This window comes from Allorhizobium ampelinum S4 (genome assembly GCF_000016285.1).
In the GTDB taxonomy this organism is placed as follows: Bacteria; Pseudomonadota; Alphaproteobacteria; order Rhizobiales; family Rhizobiaceae; genus Allorhizobium; species Allorhizobium ampelinum.
This window is the reverse complement of record NC_011991.1, coordinates 17,024-33,670: the sequence shown is the minus strand read 5'-3', so window position 1 is coordinate 33,670 and position 16,647 is coordinate 17,024. Positions and strand designations below refer to the sequence as shown.

Genomic DNA, 16,647 nt, shown 5'->3' with positions numbered 1-16,647 from the left:
CTACGCAATTTTTGGCGCAGATTGAATTAACTCCCTTCTCCTCCTTATCTGGCGACTAATCATCCCGGCTGCCAGTTCCGCCAATATGGTCGCGACGCTGGCTTCCTATTGGGAGGCAGGCCTTTGATGTGACGGTGTGACCACAATGCTTTCGGCTAAAAAAGAAGCGTCGCCATCTTTGTTAATCAGCGGGATAGACCGCGCGCCCACGCGGACCGTTACCTACAGTTGCTTCTCGATAAGCGGCTTCGCCTTGCGAATTTTGATAGGCCGGGCGCAGTAAACCGGCATAAACCTCATCCCACGGCGTTTGTTACGCAAATCTGGTGCTATTTCCTTTGCCAGAACGAGGCACTTGAGTAAGCTCTCTGAATGGCAAAGATTCCCTGAGCCGTACACGGCAAGGATGCATCGATGTCAAAGTCCGCACGAGCCGCTAAACCGACCCTTGATTCCAGATTCAGGTTCGCGGAAGCGTCGTTTCACGGCGCACCGGGAGGATGGACATCTCTGCTCACACCCGCCACGGGCATCGAGGATGGCGAGCAATATCTGCTACGGCTATTTAAGAAAACTGGGTCGGCAATTGACACCGACCTGAAAAATTTGATCGGCCGAGGCTTGAGACGCATTCGCCGTGTCCTGTCTTCGAGGCAGGCGCAAGAAGTCCTGGTCTCTGTAATTGAGGTTGTCGAGGACGACGACGAGATTGGCATTTTGATGCTCGATCCGGGCAGTCCTCTCCGCGGAAATGCGCAAGGTAATCGAGGCCGCCAGGGCCAATACCTGGTCAGTTCCGGCCGACTTGTCTTCTGGCGGAACATGGTCCGGGTTGCACGGGGCCTTGCATATTGCCACGATGCCGGCATCGTGCACGGTTCGGTCAGCGTTCACACCATTTTTTCGCATGGGGACGATCGGGAAGACTACCGCCTTGGCGGTTACGAGACCTGCGTGCACATCGCGGATTCTGGGCTTGCCGGCGCAGGGAACCCGGGGCAGCCACCCCACGCAATTTCATTCCGACAGGACTGGGCTGACCTCGGGCGTACTGCATCTGATCTGTTAGGTGTTGATGCCGCGCAGTCGCCTGCCCTACTGTCCATCGAGCGACGCATTCTCGAAAGACTAAAAAATCCGCCGCAATTCCAGCTGTACGACGGCCGAGCTGTTCTTAGGGAATTAGGCGAGGTTGTGGAAGAATTAGAGAAGGTCGGCTCAAGCGCTGATGCCGAACTGGTGCTCCACCCGTCGAGGCAAGCACTGCAGAGCGATTTGGCGGCGCTGACGTCGGGAGCGATCCCGGCCAGCGACGTCGAAGCAGTACTGGCCTTTGTCGAGCGCGATCTGCATGCTCCGACCACACGACTGGCCGTATCGGATCGCGGGATCGTTCGGATCGTGACAGATCTCGCGATTTACATGATCGAAATTGATGACCCGAAAATCGGCAGCATCCGGGACGCTCACAGGCGGCGACCGGGTGACTGGAGCGTCTACGATGCTAGCGATCTTACTCACCGCATACATCTTGCCCGTAATCGTAGCGGCTCGGATGACCGGGTCCGGTGGCTGGGGCCAGCTGCCAAAAATTGGACAGAATTATGCGGGCAGGGCGTCAAAGCAGTTGCCACCAACGACAGTCCTATTTGGTACGCACTTATCCTGCTCGAAGCATTCTCGCTGTTACGAGAACAGTTCAGGTTTTACCCTATCGAAGTGCTGACGGGAGTTAAGAACGACAGAGGGGTGGTCTGGGTGGTTCCCGTGGCAGATCCCGACCTCGACGATAGACGGGCGAACGCGGGGTTCAAGCCCGCCGCCGAGTCCATGGCCAGGGAACTGTCCAATGACGACGGGCGCGCAAACTGGACATTCTCACGGTCGGACACCCTTGGGAGCGATAGGGAACGAGCACCCCAATTGAACTTCGAGGGCACTGAGGTCGTCGGGGGCAAGAAGGCCTATGCGTTCACCACAGGAGACGCCCTCGTTCCGGACTACTGTTATTTGCGTCCCCGCCGCGATAGCGGCTTCGAGCGAGCCGTTCGCCGTCGCCTGCAGAATATAGTCGCTGCACGGAGCAATGTGGAACTTTTACGCGCACTTGACGATCCGGCGCAGGTGTTGATGGATGATGCGCTCAGGGAAATCGCCACACCTGGTCCCGTTCCGGCAGGCATGGATCAGTCGAAAGCGGCCGCCTGGGATGCAATTCGAGAGGGCCAGCCCATTAATATAGTCGTAGGGCCGCCTGGGGTCGGCAAAACCTACCTTATCTCCAATCTTGTAAAAAGCATTCTTTCCTTGGCACCGGATGCCCGTATTCTGATTGCCGCTCAGAACCACGACACACTTGTCCACATGGAGGAGGAGCTAGAGAAGGAGTTGCGAGGGCGCTCTCACATCGTTGTCAGGATCGAACGAACGCAGACCGACGAAAAAGATAGCGTCATGAGGGGACGCTCACGGGATCTCCTTCGATTGGCGTCTCCGCAGGGCAGCGCGGCCCTGATGTCCAGCCAAATCAGGCAGATAAAACACGCGCTCAATCCCGTTGATGCTGGGGAGCAGGCGGCCGGGGATCGCGTTCACCGCGACACGGAAAACCTTTTGGTGAGATCGTCTGATATCACCTTAGCGACGACCTCCTCGTATGTCATCGAGGAGATGATTGCCGATGGTGATCAGTTCGATTGGACGATCGTCGAGGAGGCGGCCAGAGCCAATGGCGCCGAAATGATCGGCGCTCTCCTGCTGGGAAATCGCCGGCTGCTGATTGGCGATCATAAGCAGTTGTCACCGTTCGATCATCTCGAGCGCAAAAAAATGTACGACGGGGCACGCGCTGCGGAGCTGCTGCGCGACGCGAGGACCAAGCTCGGCGCAATCAACGACCTACCTTCCGAGGTAGACGAAGCGCTTCAACATATAGGTGATGATCGAGACTTGTTGCACGATGTTTTGGCCATCTCCGCTCGCATGGAAGAACCCTTTGCTTCCATCGCGTTGCGCGAGGGCGAGAGAGAAAAAATAACGGGGCGCGTCAGCCGTTTCGTGAACACGCTGCTTGAGCAAAGCAGAATGCATCCCGCAATTTGTCAGGTGGTCTCCAATACGTTCTACGGCGGCGAGCTCATTCCTTCGGATAGGGCTGTACAACGCATGCCCGCCGTCGTCTCTCATGGCGTCCTTCCCAACTCTCCCGTTGTCGTCATGAACCTGCCCCCGTTAAGCAAGGTCGATCGTCCTGCATTCGAGACGCGGGTGGGTCGATCCCTACGCAACGATGTCGAAGCAACAGTCCTTCTCGACGCGCTTAAGCAATTACGGCCTATCGTAGCGGACGATGGCCGGCTGCCGACACTGGCGGTCCTCTCACCATACAAAGCCCAGGTTGACCATCTTAAGCGGTCGATCGGCAGGCAAATAAAACAGCCCGCCGGCACGCTACAGGGTTTCGCGAGTCCGAGGGCCGACGGAAACTTTGTATTCACCAGCGACAGCTTTCAAGGCAGCGAAGCGGACGTCGTACTCGCAAGCCTGGTGCGCAACAACCAACTCGTAGGTTCGCGCGCATTGGGTTTCATGCGAAACCCTCAAAGGGTGAACGTGCTGATGAGCCGCGCCCGGCACAAGCTGATTATCGTATCAAGCCTCGATTTTGTCGAAGATGCTGTCGACGGCGTTGACCCTGACCGGTTGGGAGGCGAGCTAGGATTTCTCATAACGATGGTCGGCGAACTGCGCAGGCTGTCGTTGATAAGCGACACCGAGCAAAGTGCGCGCATCGTCGATCTCGATTCAAATGGTGCGGTGAAGCTGTGAAAATTTATATTCCCGCATGGCACTATCGTGCTCGCGCAATCGTGCAACGCACGTGGGGCTGGAGCCCGATAGAGGAAATGATCCTCCTCGCATTCGACCTCGAACCAGGCACGATCGCTGACATCGCCGGGAGACTGCGTATTCCCAACCAGGTAGCACGGTCCACGGTCGCCAGACTGATGCAGTTCGGCCTAGTCGAATTGCGGGTGTCTCCTAATCCGGTGCTTTCAACCAGCCCCACAGGGCACGAATTCATTCGAACAGGTCGCGCATTGCCGGAACGCACGGCCGAGCGTGAAATGGGCATAAGTCTTGTGCTGGAGAAAGTAGGGCATTCCGTCCTTCGAAGGAAGGACGTCAACATCGTTCCTACTCAAGGACTTGAACACGATGGTCAGACCGTGGCATTTCCGATTGGTGAACTGCCCGAGACCGATGAGACCATGGCGCATCGAGTTAGTCACTTCGTATCCCAATCTCTACGCCCCGGTGAATGGCTACGTGGAGTTCGGACGACCGGTTCGGTGATGGAGAAGAAATACCTTGAGATCGATCTCGCCGCTTTCAAGAGGGGAGAGATCCCCGAAGGGGCGAGCGCCAACCTGGTGGCCGCGGTGAACGAGACTCTCAAGACGGCAGTTCTGCCCCGGGCGTCGAAGGGCGAGCCATCAGTTCCGGCTTCTGTAGAAACGACCTTCGCTCCCGATCAGCTGGTCGTTGGATCGCCCGAGCACATCGAGCGCTTTGAACGCATCGTGCGGGCTGCGGTTTCGGACGTCTTCGTGCTGTCGACATTCGTTCTGAGCCAGTCAGACGACAGAGGGAAAGTGCACCGGGAGCGCATCTATAGCGCGCTGGAAGACGCATATCGGCGCGGCGTGCGGTGCCATTTGTTTTTTGGAACTTCGCTGGACAAATCCAAGCATGCGTTAGCGATGGAGGAACTGCATCAGAGACTGTCCGCAGTAAAACAAAGCCGCGGCTTCCTCCTGATCCATCGCGACAGCGTTGGAAGTCATGCAAAATTCCTTGCCGCCGACGACGGTCAGGGTGGAACGGTGGTTGTGATGGGATCATGCAACTGGTTGTCCTCTCCCTTCTCCGCAGTCGAGGTGTCGATCGAACTGCGCGAACCGATGGCCGTCGCAGCTGGCCTAGACATACTCAAGGGGATAACGGTCTCGCTCGCCAGTGCGAGCCGGTCGGTAGAAACTCTTCAATTCCTTGCATCTGAAGCCAAACGGGCAAGACCCGCGCTTTCTATCGGGTCTGATAAGGCACCAACGACAAAGGCACGGCTAACCGTGCTCCACGCGCAAGACCATGGACCTCTCCTGCGAAAGGCAGCGCATAGCGCAAATGAGAGCTTTGTCTGCATCACGAACAGAATGGGCGCCACGGTCGTCCCCGGGTTATTGAATCCGGCCGAAGTCGCGGGACGTCGACTGGAGGACGTGCGAATATATTACTCACGACAGTCCGGCCCGACCAAGCGTAAGCATATGGCCGCTCACCGTAAAAGGTTGGAGGGAACGGTAGAGGTCATTCCTGTGCGCGAACCGCAGGTTCACGCTAAGTTTCTCGCCTGGGACCGCAACGACGTGGTCGTCAGCACGATGAACTGGGGGTCCCAGTCCGGGTCTGAAGCCGATCCTTTGGATGAGGTTGGGCTTCATCTGGAAGCGCCCGGCATAGCGAGCCACTTGCTAGGCCTGTTCGACGAAAGTTTGAAAAAGGTGTTGGATGAGGTTAGCAACACCGGCGGCGGAGAACCTGCCCCCGAGATGGGTGTTGGGCAATAGCATGCCGGAGAGTACGGGCGGCCTGTTTCTTCCAGAAATAGCCGAACGGTACTTGTATTGATCGGTGTCATTCTGCCGAAACTGTTGGCGGCAGCCTAAGCATGCCCGGAATCCGCCCCGGCACCCGAATTTCTGGGCAAAACCGGCCGACACCCGAAAAACGCGCCAAACGACCGACGTCAAATTGACGAAGTACTCAGATCGACCCCGAACGAGCCTATTTCCGCACCCTGCTAATTGTGAAGGGTGATGCAGGCACCATAACAACCCGAGTATGGCCGCGAACGAGGTCGCTATGGGTTACCATCCAGATAGGGAAGCGTCCATTCGCGCCAGACCTCATCGAGCGCATCTTTTTCGTCGCTCATATCGCAGAGGCCCTTGGCGTAATCTGCAAGATTGGCGAGCCGCTTAAGTCTTTGGTCCTTATTGAAAGGTGGTTCAAATTTTTCATTTAGCCGGGAGCGCCATTCAACGAACGCCAGACCATCGTCATTGGCGAACTCATCCACAGCGATCGACGTCGGGACAGCGGGGGCGACTGTCGGATCAAACAAGAATGGTAAAACTCGAAATATCAGACGCTGGAGCGGAGCATCATGCGTTGCGATTAATGTCTCGCCAACGGGCTGTTGGCCAAGCGACGTCATGGCCGGAAAGAAGTAGTACATCCCAAGGTCAAGCGACCGGTTTCTGAGATAGGCGACGGACAAATGATTTACCTCGCCTTTCTGGCCAGGTTGAAAGTCGAAAAACCTCTGAACGAACGAGTAGGCAGACTTTGGGTCTCCGTGAAGGTGTAACGTCTGATCGGCCTTTAAAAAGAGGCTCAACGCGCCGAGTGACAGCATCATCCCAGCTCTCGGGACGTCGGCCTTGCTGACCTTGACGAGCTCCTGCATCGCTTCTTCAACGTTGCGTCTTTCTAATAGCTTTTTGATAATCGCAACGTAGTAAAACAGCAGAGTCCAGTTGTAACGCAAGGCATCTGCATTTCCGCGCAGGATCTTAGCAAGATCGGCCGCATAGCTTCCGCGAAAACAGACACCGCGCTCCTCGTAGTGCACGACAATGTCCATAATCCATCGTTCAGGATCGATGCGAAATTTCCCATTGGCCAACCACTCCTCCGTTAGCGCGGGCAACAAGTTCACGATGACTTTGTTTCGTGGTATGCTGCTCGGCAGTTGCTCAACCCAATTCGGATTTCGATAGCAGTTGCTGTCAGGTGCAATCTCGAAAGGTCCTTCGCCCGGTAAGATGTTGTGATATGGCCAGATCAGCGCTGGTCCGCCGGAAAGTGTAATGAGGCGATCGGCGTACGAAACGGGCTTGTTCTGAATGACCGGGGTAACAGCCCTGACTTTCGGCCGTTTCAATCGCCAAATGAGCCGGCAAAGAAGACAGGTGGCGCGGCTCTTTATATTCGTCAATTTGGGTTTCGTGGATTTCTGTAGAAGTTTCGTCAATGTCGTTGCCCCAGTATGAAATTCATTGTCTCCCTGAACAAACTTCCCCTATCGTTCCGGCAAAGTCATTACCGAAGAGAGTATCGTTGTTGCCAATAGCTTGACTTCCCCGAGGCTTTGCGGCTCGGGCGACGCAATGCCGCCGTGAGTTATCAGATTTCGCAACTTTCTCAGTCGTTGGAAGCTGTCCACGCACTGCTGGGGTAGCGAAGTTAAGACATTCTTTTGTAGCCAGGAGAATTGGTGCTCAAGCTTTTTTCTGTCATTCGCGGGAATCGTCGCGGCGGATACTGAGTTAGCGACCGACGGGTATCGCGTGGCAAACTCCGTTTTCGTCAGCAATTCCAGCGCGATGAAAAAGAGCAAAAATTGCTTGGTTGGGTCAGTCTCCTTCAGTGCCAGATCATAAAAACCAGCGACCTTCCTGTCTAGGCAGAAAGAATGCCTCAAGGCGTCGAGCACTGTAGCTTTGACCTCATCGGCCGCGATCGGTTTGGAAACAATGGCATAAGCGCTCATCGAGAAGCTCATGTCGCGCAGCCGCTCGCCACTCCTTGCGAGGCCAAAGTTCGCCGCTTCAACTGCGCGAAAAGCTGTTTCCGCACTTGAAAAAGCAACCGTCAAGCTCGAGACAACCCGCGGCGCAACGCTATCTTGTATTCCATCCAGCTCTACCCTTGCTTCCTCGAAGCCGCCATTGGTCCAGATTCCATTTCCATCTTTGCGCGAATGCGTAGCGGTCGTCGCATATTCTTTGGATGGCCCAATTTTCAGAACCAAATAAGGACCGATCGTGCCGTTCTTCTTGCGCCATTCATCCTCATCTTCGACGAGCTCGTCATCGACAAGAACTTTGCAGGCCTGGTTCACGCTGCCACCAATGGCGAGGATGCAGGAATGACCTTCAAAGATATAGCTCAAAGGACCGATGACCGGCTGGTCTATCCTGAAGCCCTCAATATGATAGATGAGCAACCGGCAAAAGCGACCATACAAGCGATCGCCTTTATCGAGCTTGCTGAAGCCCATGCTTTCCAAGCTGTGACCGGACAAACGGATCATTTTGATTCTTTCGAAATGCTAACTAAAGTTCCGGTCTCTACGATTACCATTTTGGAATAACTTCTGTATTGGTAAGCTGTTGAAAAACATTCCGCAGGGGGAATTGTGGGCGAGGCAAAAAGAAAAAAGCTACTGGAACAACCTTCGCCGGAGTCGCTGAATGCTCGCCGTATGGAGATGGTCAGCTTGTTCCACGAATTGAACATCGACTTCAGACAGCCGGGTTTTTACGACCAGCCCAATTTTGTCGCACAGGAGCAGAAAGACAAGCGGTTTGCCGAAAACTATGCCGAGTGGGTGTTGCTGCGTGAACGAAATCAAGATTACGACGCACGCGCCCAGGCTATTGTTCCCCAGGTGGCTGCAATCCTGCAGCGACGGATAGTCCAGCACAACTGGCACGGCGCTTGTATCGCGATGACCGCGATACTGACACGCATCCTGGACCGGCTGGGCATCTGGAATATTCCCGTCCGTGGTTCCGCATCGGTTTATGCCGAGGGCTCCTCACGCCATTTCGCGATCATCGATCAAAACGAAGGAACCGGTTTCGATACAGGTCACATGTGGGTGATCGCCCCCCCATACGACATCATCGACGTAACCTTGCACTATCAACGTTGGCAGGGGGATGCGTTCCAACGCCATGTACCCGTAATCATCCTCGGCAAAGGTCTCGCAAGTGTTAAGGCGCGTGCGCAGGACGTTATCGCTCCGGAACTTCGGTCGCAAATGCCCCGCGACCCAGATATCCATTACAAGGTTTTTCCAGACCAACGGCGGGTTCTCGAAAAATTTCCGGCAAAGCGGTTTATCAGCGGCTCGACCGATATCCGCTACGTGCCCGGAGGCGTCAGCCTACCGGACTTGCCACTGGAAGGGATCAACGAAGAGGCGAGAGCCGGTGTGCCGGGAATTCAAATATGGACGGACGATATCTTGCCAACGTTAGGCACCACGGCCTGATATTGATGTCCGACTAGGCTTCGTCATCCTGAAAGGCCAAGATAGGCTCGTCAAGGATGCCAAACCAGCGTTTGGCTCAGAGGCGGCTGCTGTTGGGTAGCAGCAGTGGCTGAATGAGATTACAAGTGATGTAATTTTTAGCTGCAACTCGGACTTTATCATAAAACAAACAGAGATTATCAAATGTACAAGCCCGGCGGCACCATCAAATCTTTGCTCGATAAAGTCGCCAACCAGGATTACGTCCTTCCTGCGATCCAGCGCGAATTCGTATGGTGGCCTGACCAGATTCGCGAGTTGTTCGACAGTCTTATGCAAGGGTATCCGTTCGGAACATTCCTGTTTTGGAAAATAGAGCAGGAGCGACGCACCGAGTACAAATTCTATGATTTCGTCCGTCACTATCATCAGCGCGACCGCTTTCACTGCGAGTTTCTGCAGAACCCGCCTAACCGCGAACTGACTGCGGTCCTCGATGGCCAGCAACGAATGACCGCTCTGAATGTAGGGCTTCGAGGTTCCTACGCCTGGAAAATGCCTGGCAAGCGCTGGAGCAGCGATGCCGCCTTTCCGGTTCGTTATCTCTACCTCAATCTGCTCAGCGAACTAGATGCGGAGAGCGGATGCCGCTATCATTTCGAGTTCCTGACCGAGCCGCAGTCGGCAAAGCCGGAGTCGGGCGAGGTTTGGTTCAAGTGCGGTCGCATCATGGAGGAGGAATACGATGATCTCATCGACAGCCTCGATGACCTCAACCTGGATAAAGAGGCCGTCAAGACGGCGCGCGCGACACTCCGTTTGTTCCACAAGACGATTCACGACAAGGATCTGATCACCTATTATGAGGAGGAAAGCCAGAGCCTCGAGCATGTTCTGAATATCTTCATCCGTATGAACAATGGTGGCACACCGCTCTCCTACTCCGACCTTCTTCTGTCCGTGGCCGTGGCCCAGTGGGAAAAGGTGGATGCCCGAGAGGCCATTCACTCCCTTGTCGATGAGATGAACAAGGAAGGCGACGGGTTCAAGTTCACCAAGGATTTGGCCCTCAAGGCTGGCCTCATGCTGTCCGATATCGGCAGTGTCGGCTTCAAAGTTGAAAACTTCAACAAGACCAACATGGCGATCCTGGAAACGAACTGGCCGCGGATCCACGACGCAATGCTGCTTGCTGTGCAGCTGCTTGCATCCTTCGGTTTCAGCAGCCAGAACCTGCGTGCTGAAAGCTCAATCCTGCCGATTGCCTACTATCTTTACGCCCGCAAGCTTGACGGAGCATATCTCCATCGCGCCGAGTTTGCCTCAGACCGCGAAGGCATTCGCCGCTGGTTGATCCGGAGCGTTCTCAAGGCATCCGGGATTTGGGGCAGTGGTCTCGATACGCTGCTGACAGCTTTGAGAGAAAAGATCGGTGCAAATGCTGCAAGTGGATTTCCCGTGGCGGAGTTGGAGGCCATCATGGCCCTTCGCGGAAAGTCACTGTCATTCACGGACGTAGAAATCGATGAACTGTGCGATCTGCCTTACGGCGATGGGCGGACGTTTGCATTGTTGTCACTGATCTTTTCCGGCTTCGACCTGTCTCGCCACTTCCACGTCGATCACATTTACCCCCAGGGGCGGTTTACCACAGCACAGCTGCGCAAGGCTGGCGTTCGCCAGGATCTCTGGGACGCACTTCAGGACAAGCACAATCGCCTGCCGAACCTTCAGCTTCTCGAAGGCTCGATCAACAATCAGAAACGCCAGAAGATGCCGCACGAGTGGTTCGCCTGGATCAAGCCGGACGAAGGGCCGCGCCAACAATACCTCGCCGGGCTCGAGATTGCGTCGCTGCCTGAGGATCTGAATGCATTCCAAGAGTTCTACGATCAACGCCGTAACGCGCTGAAAGCGCGTATCATAGTGGCGCTTGAACAAAACGAGTGACGCCGTATGCACATGCTCTTTCCTACTGAATTTGGGGCGTGCGGACCTTTTCCTAACAGACCGTTCAAGCCAGTCGCCCCGGCGCGTGATTGCAAGTCGCCGCTCTTACGTCACTGACCAAAGCGGCGTTATAACTTTTTGTCGAGTGGATTCTTGTACGCGCAGAACGTAGTCGGGATGAAATTGGCAGTTGGCAATCGACTCTTCGAACAACCGGTACAAGTTCTCTCTTTCATCGAGCGTAGCCGCGAAATCGATCAGTGTCCTGTACACCCGCCAAGTCGGAAGCCCGTACAGAGGCATTTTTTCAAGCCGCTTTCTAAGTTGGCTTGCCAGCTCGGTTGATCCGGTCTGCTGCGTCCGTGTGTCCAAAGCCGTCACTTGACCGACGTAGTTCCCTATTTGCTCAAATATGTCACCGGACGGTCGCTCCTTTCCAGAATGTATAGCAGCGACGCTGACGTCGGACAGTTGTGCCACTTCCTGCTCACAGAGGTCGACAAGGATGTGTTCGCCTGTTTTGTATGCTCTGCGCTGTAATGCGCGGAAGCGGACTATCAGGTTTTCCTTCAATTTCGAATCCTTGAGATCGCGTTCGGCCGTTTGTAGCAACAGGTCCATCCATTCGGTTTTGATCAGAAGGCGCTTGCGGTGTAATGGATTAGTCAGATTGTGCGTCAGATCGCGCGCGCGGGTGAGAGCCTCGCGGGATCGCTTTTCGTCGCCGGCCATGGAACAGGCGCCGGACTCGCCTATTGCATGACCAATTCGATCCCTCAACGGCAAAGACGCATCGTCTGACAGCTCTTTGTTGGCATCCGCGTTATCATAGTATCTCATACTGTGATTGAGCGCGCCCAAGCGGACAAGTTCGAAATCACGCGACAGAATTTGGTCTTCCGATCCAGCCCGCTCCAAACGAAGAGCTGAAGTTGCTGCCGCCGGAATGCTCAACATGACGAACGCGCGGGCCGCCCACAATCGTCGGCCGCTTTGGTCGAGCGCGTCGAGGAGTTTGTCTGACAACAAAGTCGGCACCACGGGGTTTTTGACCTCTGGCAGATCCTGAGAAAGAAGCGGCGTCATGTCCGACAGGAACACGCAGAGATCCCCGCAAATGACCGTTGATCGGCGTCTTTCCTTGTTCAGAACCTTTATGGCATTCGACGTAAGATCCGGGACGCCATTTTTTCCCCAGGCCATCCAGTACAGGTTATCGATGTTCAGATCATACAACTCTGGACAAACTTCAAAATCCAGACCTGAGTATCCGAGCACCAGTACAGTCTTACCCAACAAGGATCCCATCGTCTGTTTTTTCCAGGCGGGCATCTCCTTTTCCTGTTCCAGAGAAAAGATCATGCTTTTTGGGTGCCGCGCACAACCGTGTAATTTGAAAAGGGTCGGTGCCGGAGCCGGTTCCTCAGCCAAGGCTACCTTCTTCGCAGCATCGTTCCGCTGGACTATTGTGTTGAGAGAATTTGTAGCCCGCAGATCCTCATATGCCTGCTCCAGGCAGGTATCATAATTGGTTGTGACAGCGCCCGACAGTCGTCCTTGCGACAGCAGATGGGCTATCGCTTGATGGCATTTATTGAACCTGACAGTCTCCTGACCTTGAGCAGCGCCAAAGCGTAGAAAGTAGTTTGAAAAAACTCGTGATAATCTCGATCGAACGGGATGTTCCTGCAGTAGTGCTTCGTAAGCAGCGCCCTCGATGGCCGACGCGAACGCTGTTGCATCGACACCCGCTGCCTCGCAAAGAGCGCGGGCGACAGCTTGGGATGTAGGGCGTCCGCCTTGCAAGAGCGTTGGTTCGAAAATCGAAGCCGCACTGCCAAAAAGGAGGCCTGGTGCAGCGGAACTCAACTCTTTGAGAAGAACATCGTAACCCTTCCCACCTACGGAAATTATGGCGAAACGATCACCGTTGGACATGTCCAGGTTCCCCAGCGTTGAGCTTTTCCGCGAATTCATGGTCATTATCGGTCCAGATCAAGTGTGCTCCTATCCAACTGCAACTGAAGCAGGCTATTGTTGTTCTGCTCCAATACGCTTGACGGTATCTGCGGGGTAGCTCCGCCGTCTTTCGGTGGGGTACGTCTCTGGCCCCGACGCAGTTTTATCGTGGCGTCCGGGGCGTTGGTGACGAAGACGTTGACGACTTTATCTTTGGGCTCGGTCGCGAAAGCAAAATCCACGGTTCGCGTGGTCTTCAGCACCCGAGAAAGCTCGCTCCCGCCGTTGAAGTTGCCGTTGGCGAAAGCTGGCTTGAACCCTGCACTCTCAGTCACTTCGAACGTCACCGAATAGCTGAATGTGTTGGGCACGCTTTTGCCCGAGGATACCTGACCTAGCCATTCCCGAATTTTGAATTCCCTGGGGTTGACCTTGATGCTGGCTTGCGACTGAGCATTTTTGCAAGCCGTGGAGGAATCTGCGGCCAAGGCCATGCTGAACTTGACCTTAGCATTGCGGGTCGTTTTTCCATTTCTCCCCAAGCTGCCTCCAAACACCAGCTTATCGACATTCTTCGGCACGATCCATTCCAGTGGGTTGGCACTGGCGGTCAGCGTTTCTTCGCCGATGCGGGTAATCTCATAGGTAGCAAACCAGTTGGAGAATTTCTCCGCCGCGTTTGCTTCGTCCTGATATGCCCGACCCATTTCACATTGGATCGCATCGGACAGTGCCGCAATGTTTGCAGGACCATCGTCAGGCAGGTCAGGCGTTGCAACGCAACTGCTCAGCATAGGCATGATCATGCCTATTACAATATATCCCTTCATGAGACGGCCCCTTGTTCCCCGAACAAAAATCTAACAGGGATTGCGGGTTTGTCCAGCGAGAAACTCAACCTAGACGGGTCGAAGTGAGCGAGATTTATGTTTTCTACGAGACGGAATACTGCCGCACGAAGAAGCCACGCGCGTCGTGCGCAGAACCCTTCCACCTACCGATGAGTAGATGCGTCTCAAGGCTATGCGCTGACACCACCCTGTATTTCAGTGCTACCCTAAACGAGGTTGTTTGCGGGAGGGGGCGGAATCCTACGCTAAGGTTTTGGCCAATAGTACTCTCCGGTGAGATTGATGTGCTCCGATCCGAGCGGCGAGACATGGGGCCAGTAGATCCGGCGATAGGAGCTTTCCCTCGCCTTGCTGGTTGGCAACGACTTCGCCCAGTTTCATGGTGTTCCGAAAGATGATGACTGCCTGTGCGAGTGATACCAGAAGGTCCCCGCGGGATGATCGGGAGAGATCACGAATTCGTATTGCTGCCTCCCTCCAGGAACGATCTCGACGAAGACATCGTCGGAAGCGACGAGTTCGGTATCGTTTCCGATTTGGCGCAGCTCAGAACGCGGCGACCCGTGGTAGCCATGGAAATGAGGTTAATCGTGTTGAAGCAGTTAGCTTCGTTATGATGAGGATCGATGCAGCTTGGGTCGGGACCGAGCAGTTTGTTTTCAAGATCGATGAAAAGCGTTTTGCCCTGTTCTGTTTCGATCTTGGGACCGACCGTGCAGCCGTTGTAGCTTCTCAGCCGCAGATGGTCCCTCTCAGGCTCATGTCGAACTGCCTCGAAGTTCGGATTGTAAATCGTTGAATTTTCGGGGTCGGTCCATTTAGCTTCAAGCTGATAATGCCGGTTTCCACTGGAATCTACGTTAAAAACGGGCTCGCAGTTTTGCGTAGCAACCGTCGTAGAAAATGTGCCTGGAGTTGCCTGCTTGAAGCTCGGCGGCTCGGCAAATGGTAACGGTTCTGCTAATACGACTCCCGGATAGGAAATGCAGCACAAGAACGCCAAAGCATATCGAAGCATGGTCCCACCCTCCAATTATAGAAAGGCTAACAGAGAGTGTATCGAGACACAACTAAAACGATAATAGAATGGGAACAGAGGACTACGCTGTCATTGATTTAATCCTGATATGCACGGCTAACGAACTCATTTGTAAGGCGTGATCGCTGGATCTGGTTCGCCGAAGTCGAATTCGATCCAGTCGTCGTTGTCATTTTCATCCGTCTTCTCAACCGTGATCTTGACAGGCAGATGACCATTCACGACCTGCCTCAGAAACAACGCGCTGACGTGGCTCGTGCTGTGGGGCAAAGGTCCAGCCAGCTCGACATTGCGCGCTCCGTTGTTGTCAAATGTCCGCAATCCCGCAAGGACTTCGACCAGTTCTCTGGAGCTGACCCGGATCTTCTGCCCGCTCAATTTGTAACCTCCGTGATGGCCCATTTCATATCGTGCTTCGCGCGCGCGCAGTGCCCCGTTGACCGGCATATTCACTGGTCGCGGGAACTTCTCAAGCATTGCGCGAAATGTGGTTTCGAGTTCTCCTCTTACCGAGCTCTCATCACGGCATATTAGCGTCGCGTGAGTGCGCAGCTCCGGTTGAGTCGGGGGAAAGAATGACCTTCTACCTTCGCGTATCGTGAGGAGCAAGACGAAGTCCAGTGATGAATACTGGCGGAGGCATTCTCTGGCGATCGCCTCGCAACTGACGCTCCGCGGTGACGCCTGCCGCTCCGCGAGCGCGGCACAATCCCCGTCGCCAAGGATAATCCCGCTTATGCCTTCCGCTCCGCGAAGCTGATCCGCCTTTGCCTTAAGCGCGTTATAGAGCGGGTTTTTGTCCTTGATTGTCGGGACGTCATAAGCGGCGAAACCATAAGAGTTAATCGGCGACTTGGAGGGGTCGATCACGATCTCGATGCCGACGTCTTCGTCGGCGATCATCACTCTCAGAACTTTGGCCCCGGCTGCGAGCTGCTCGCGAAGTTTCGGCAGTATCTCTTCTTTAACAAATTCAGACAGCTTCCGCCTTGGGGGAAGCTTGAGAAATGTGCGCCGCCCACGGGAGCTGAGTTCGTCACGCGAATGTACTCGCATATCGAGACCACCTATCGGCAGTTTGAGCTTGTTTTTCGCCTTATTGAGAAGCTCACCTAATTCGGCATGCGGATTTTGTACATCGAGCCCGTCGTCTGAGACGCTCGTGACATCGGCGACGAACCGGATGACGTCACCGTCGAACCACACGTCCGGCCTTCTTCCGGAGGGAAGCGCATTCTCGCTTTCGAGACCGCCCGTCGTCGCCAGTCCGTGCAACACGACGACTTCCCACATCGCAGCGACACGGTCTTTGCCGGGTTCATTCAGCCGCGCGACAACTGCGTCGACAGCTTCGTTGCCAATCTTAACGCGCAGCTCATCAAGCCGGCGCTGCAAAGCGCGCCTCGCATAAATCATGCCGACGCTAGCGTTGCCATGTCCGCAACGCTCTTTTCCGAACTCTTTGAACGTCGATCCATCAATTCAACCCAAACGTCATTCCTATGCACTACGACGCGACTAATCATGGCGCTAGCGATATCACACGCAGCACTTGATGTATTGCCGAGCAGTTAGCCCGCGCCGCGGCTCGTCAGAATGGCTGGAACGAGCAACATGGAACGCGGCATAGCTCCTCGGCGATAGGATCCCTTACAATTTTCGAACCACATCAACGATAGGAGATGGCACTCCGATATCGATTTGGTTCACTGGTGCCTTGTATTTCATCCCAAGGCTGCGAA

At 54.8% G+C, this 16,647-nt stretch carries 11 protein-coding genes and 1 pseudogene; 4 read left to right on the top strand and 8 right to left on the bottom strand.

What is annotated here, in order from left to right:
• Positions 1 to 414: 414 nt before the first annotated feature.
• Together AVI_RS23050 and AVI_RS23045 are read left to right on the top strand one after the other, a co-directional pair.
• On the top strand, positions 415 to 3,828 hold the full coding sequence (locus tag AVI_RS23050) for a DEAD/DEAH box helicase (protein ID WP_012655042.1): 3,414 nt from the start codon (positions 415 to 417) through the stop codon (positions 3,826 to 3,828).
• Positions 3,825 to 5,630, top strand: a complete 1,806-nt coding sequence (locus AVI_RS23045) for a phospholipase D-like domain-containing protein (RefSeq protein WP_012655041.1) — start codon at positions 3,825 to 3,827, stop codon at positions 5,628 to 5,630. The genes AVI_RS23050 and AVI_RS23045 overlap by 4 nt, the downstream gene beginning before the upstream one ends.
• A gap of 293 nt (positions 5,631 to 5,923) precedes the next feature.
• Here the strand turns inward: AVI_RS23045 and AVI_RS23040 are convergent, their stop codons facing one another.
• Both AVI_RS23040 and AVI_RS23035 read right to left on the bottom strand, forming a co-directional pair.
• Entirely contained in the window at positions 5,924 to 7,063 is a 1,140-nt protein-coding gene (locus AVI_RS23040) for a hypothetical protein (RefSeq protein WP_148213973.1), read from the bottom strand.
• Between the two features lie 84 nt (positions 7,064 to 7,147).
• Entirely contained in the window at positions 7,148 to 8,161 is a 1,014-nt protein-coding gene (locus AVI_RS23035; protein ID WP_012655039.1) for a hypothetical protein, read from the bottom strand.
• 105 nt (positions 8,162 to 8,266) lie between these two features.
• Here AVI_RS23035 and AVI_RS23030 point away from each other — a divergent pair, with 105 nt between their 5' ends.
• Positions 8,267 to 9,127 (top strand): hypothetical protein, encoded by an 861-nt coding sequence (locus AVI_RS23030; protein ID WP_041699165.1) that lies wholly within the window; start codon positions 8,267 to 8,269, stop codon positions 9,125 to 9,127.
• 183 nt (positions 9,128 to 9,310) lie between these two features.
• Entirely contained in the window at positions 9,311 to 11,056 is a 1,746-nt protein-coding gene (locus AVI_RS23025; RefSeq protein ID WP_012655037.1) for a DUF262 domain-containing protein, read from the top strand.
• Positions 11,057 to 11,161: 105 nt separating this feature from the next.
• On the opposite strand, the gene AVI_RS23020 is transcribed toward AVI_RS23025, so the two are convergent.
• The 6 genes and pseudogenes from AVI_RS23020 to AVI_RS23000 form a co-directional block, all read right to left on the bottom strand.
• Complete coding sequence (locus AVI_RS23020) at positions 11,162 to 12,994, bottom strand: SIR2 family protein (protein ID WP_187152408.1); 1,833 nt, start codon at positions 12,992 to 12,994, stop codon at positions 11,162 to 11,164.
• A gap of 44 nt (positions 12,995 to 13,038) precedes the next feature.
• Positions 13,039 to 13,845 (bottom strand): hypothetical protein, encoded by an 807-nt coding sequence (locus AVI_RS23015; RefSeq protein ID WP_012655035.1) that lies wholly within the window; start codon positions 13,843 to 13,845, stop codon positions 13,039 to 13,041.
• A 266-nt stretch (positions 13,846 to 14,111) separates the two neighbouring features.
• Positions 14,112 to 14,274 (bottom strand): annotated as a pseudogene (locus tag AVI_RS31510) (Tn3 family transposase); the annotation flags it as partial.
• Positions 14,244 to 14,321 (bottom strand): hypothetical protein, encoded by a 78-nt coding sequence (locus AVI_RS31855; RefSeq protein WP_417883932.1) that lies wholly within the window; start codon positions 14,319 to 14,321, stop codon positions 14,244 to 14,246. The pseudogene AVI_RS31510 and the gene AVI_RS31855, both read right to left, overlap by 31 nt.
• A complete protein-coding gene (locus AVI_RS31500; RefSeq protein ID WP_012655034.1) occupies positions 14,318 to 14,884 on the bottom strand; it encodes a cupredoxin domain-containing protein in 567 nt (188 codons plus the stop codon). The genes AVI_RS31855 and AVI_RS31500 overlap by 4 nt, the downstream gene beginning before the upstream one ends.
• Positions 14,885 to 15,010: 126 nt before the next feature.
• Positions 15,011 to 16,321: a hypothetical protein gene (locus AVI_RS23000; protein ID WP_012655033.1), complete on the bottom strand. Its 1,311-nt coding sequence runs from the start codon at positions 16,319 to 16,321 to the stop codon at positions 15,011 to 15,013.
• Positions 16,322 to 16,647 lie beyond the last annotated feature (326 nt).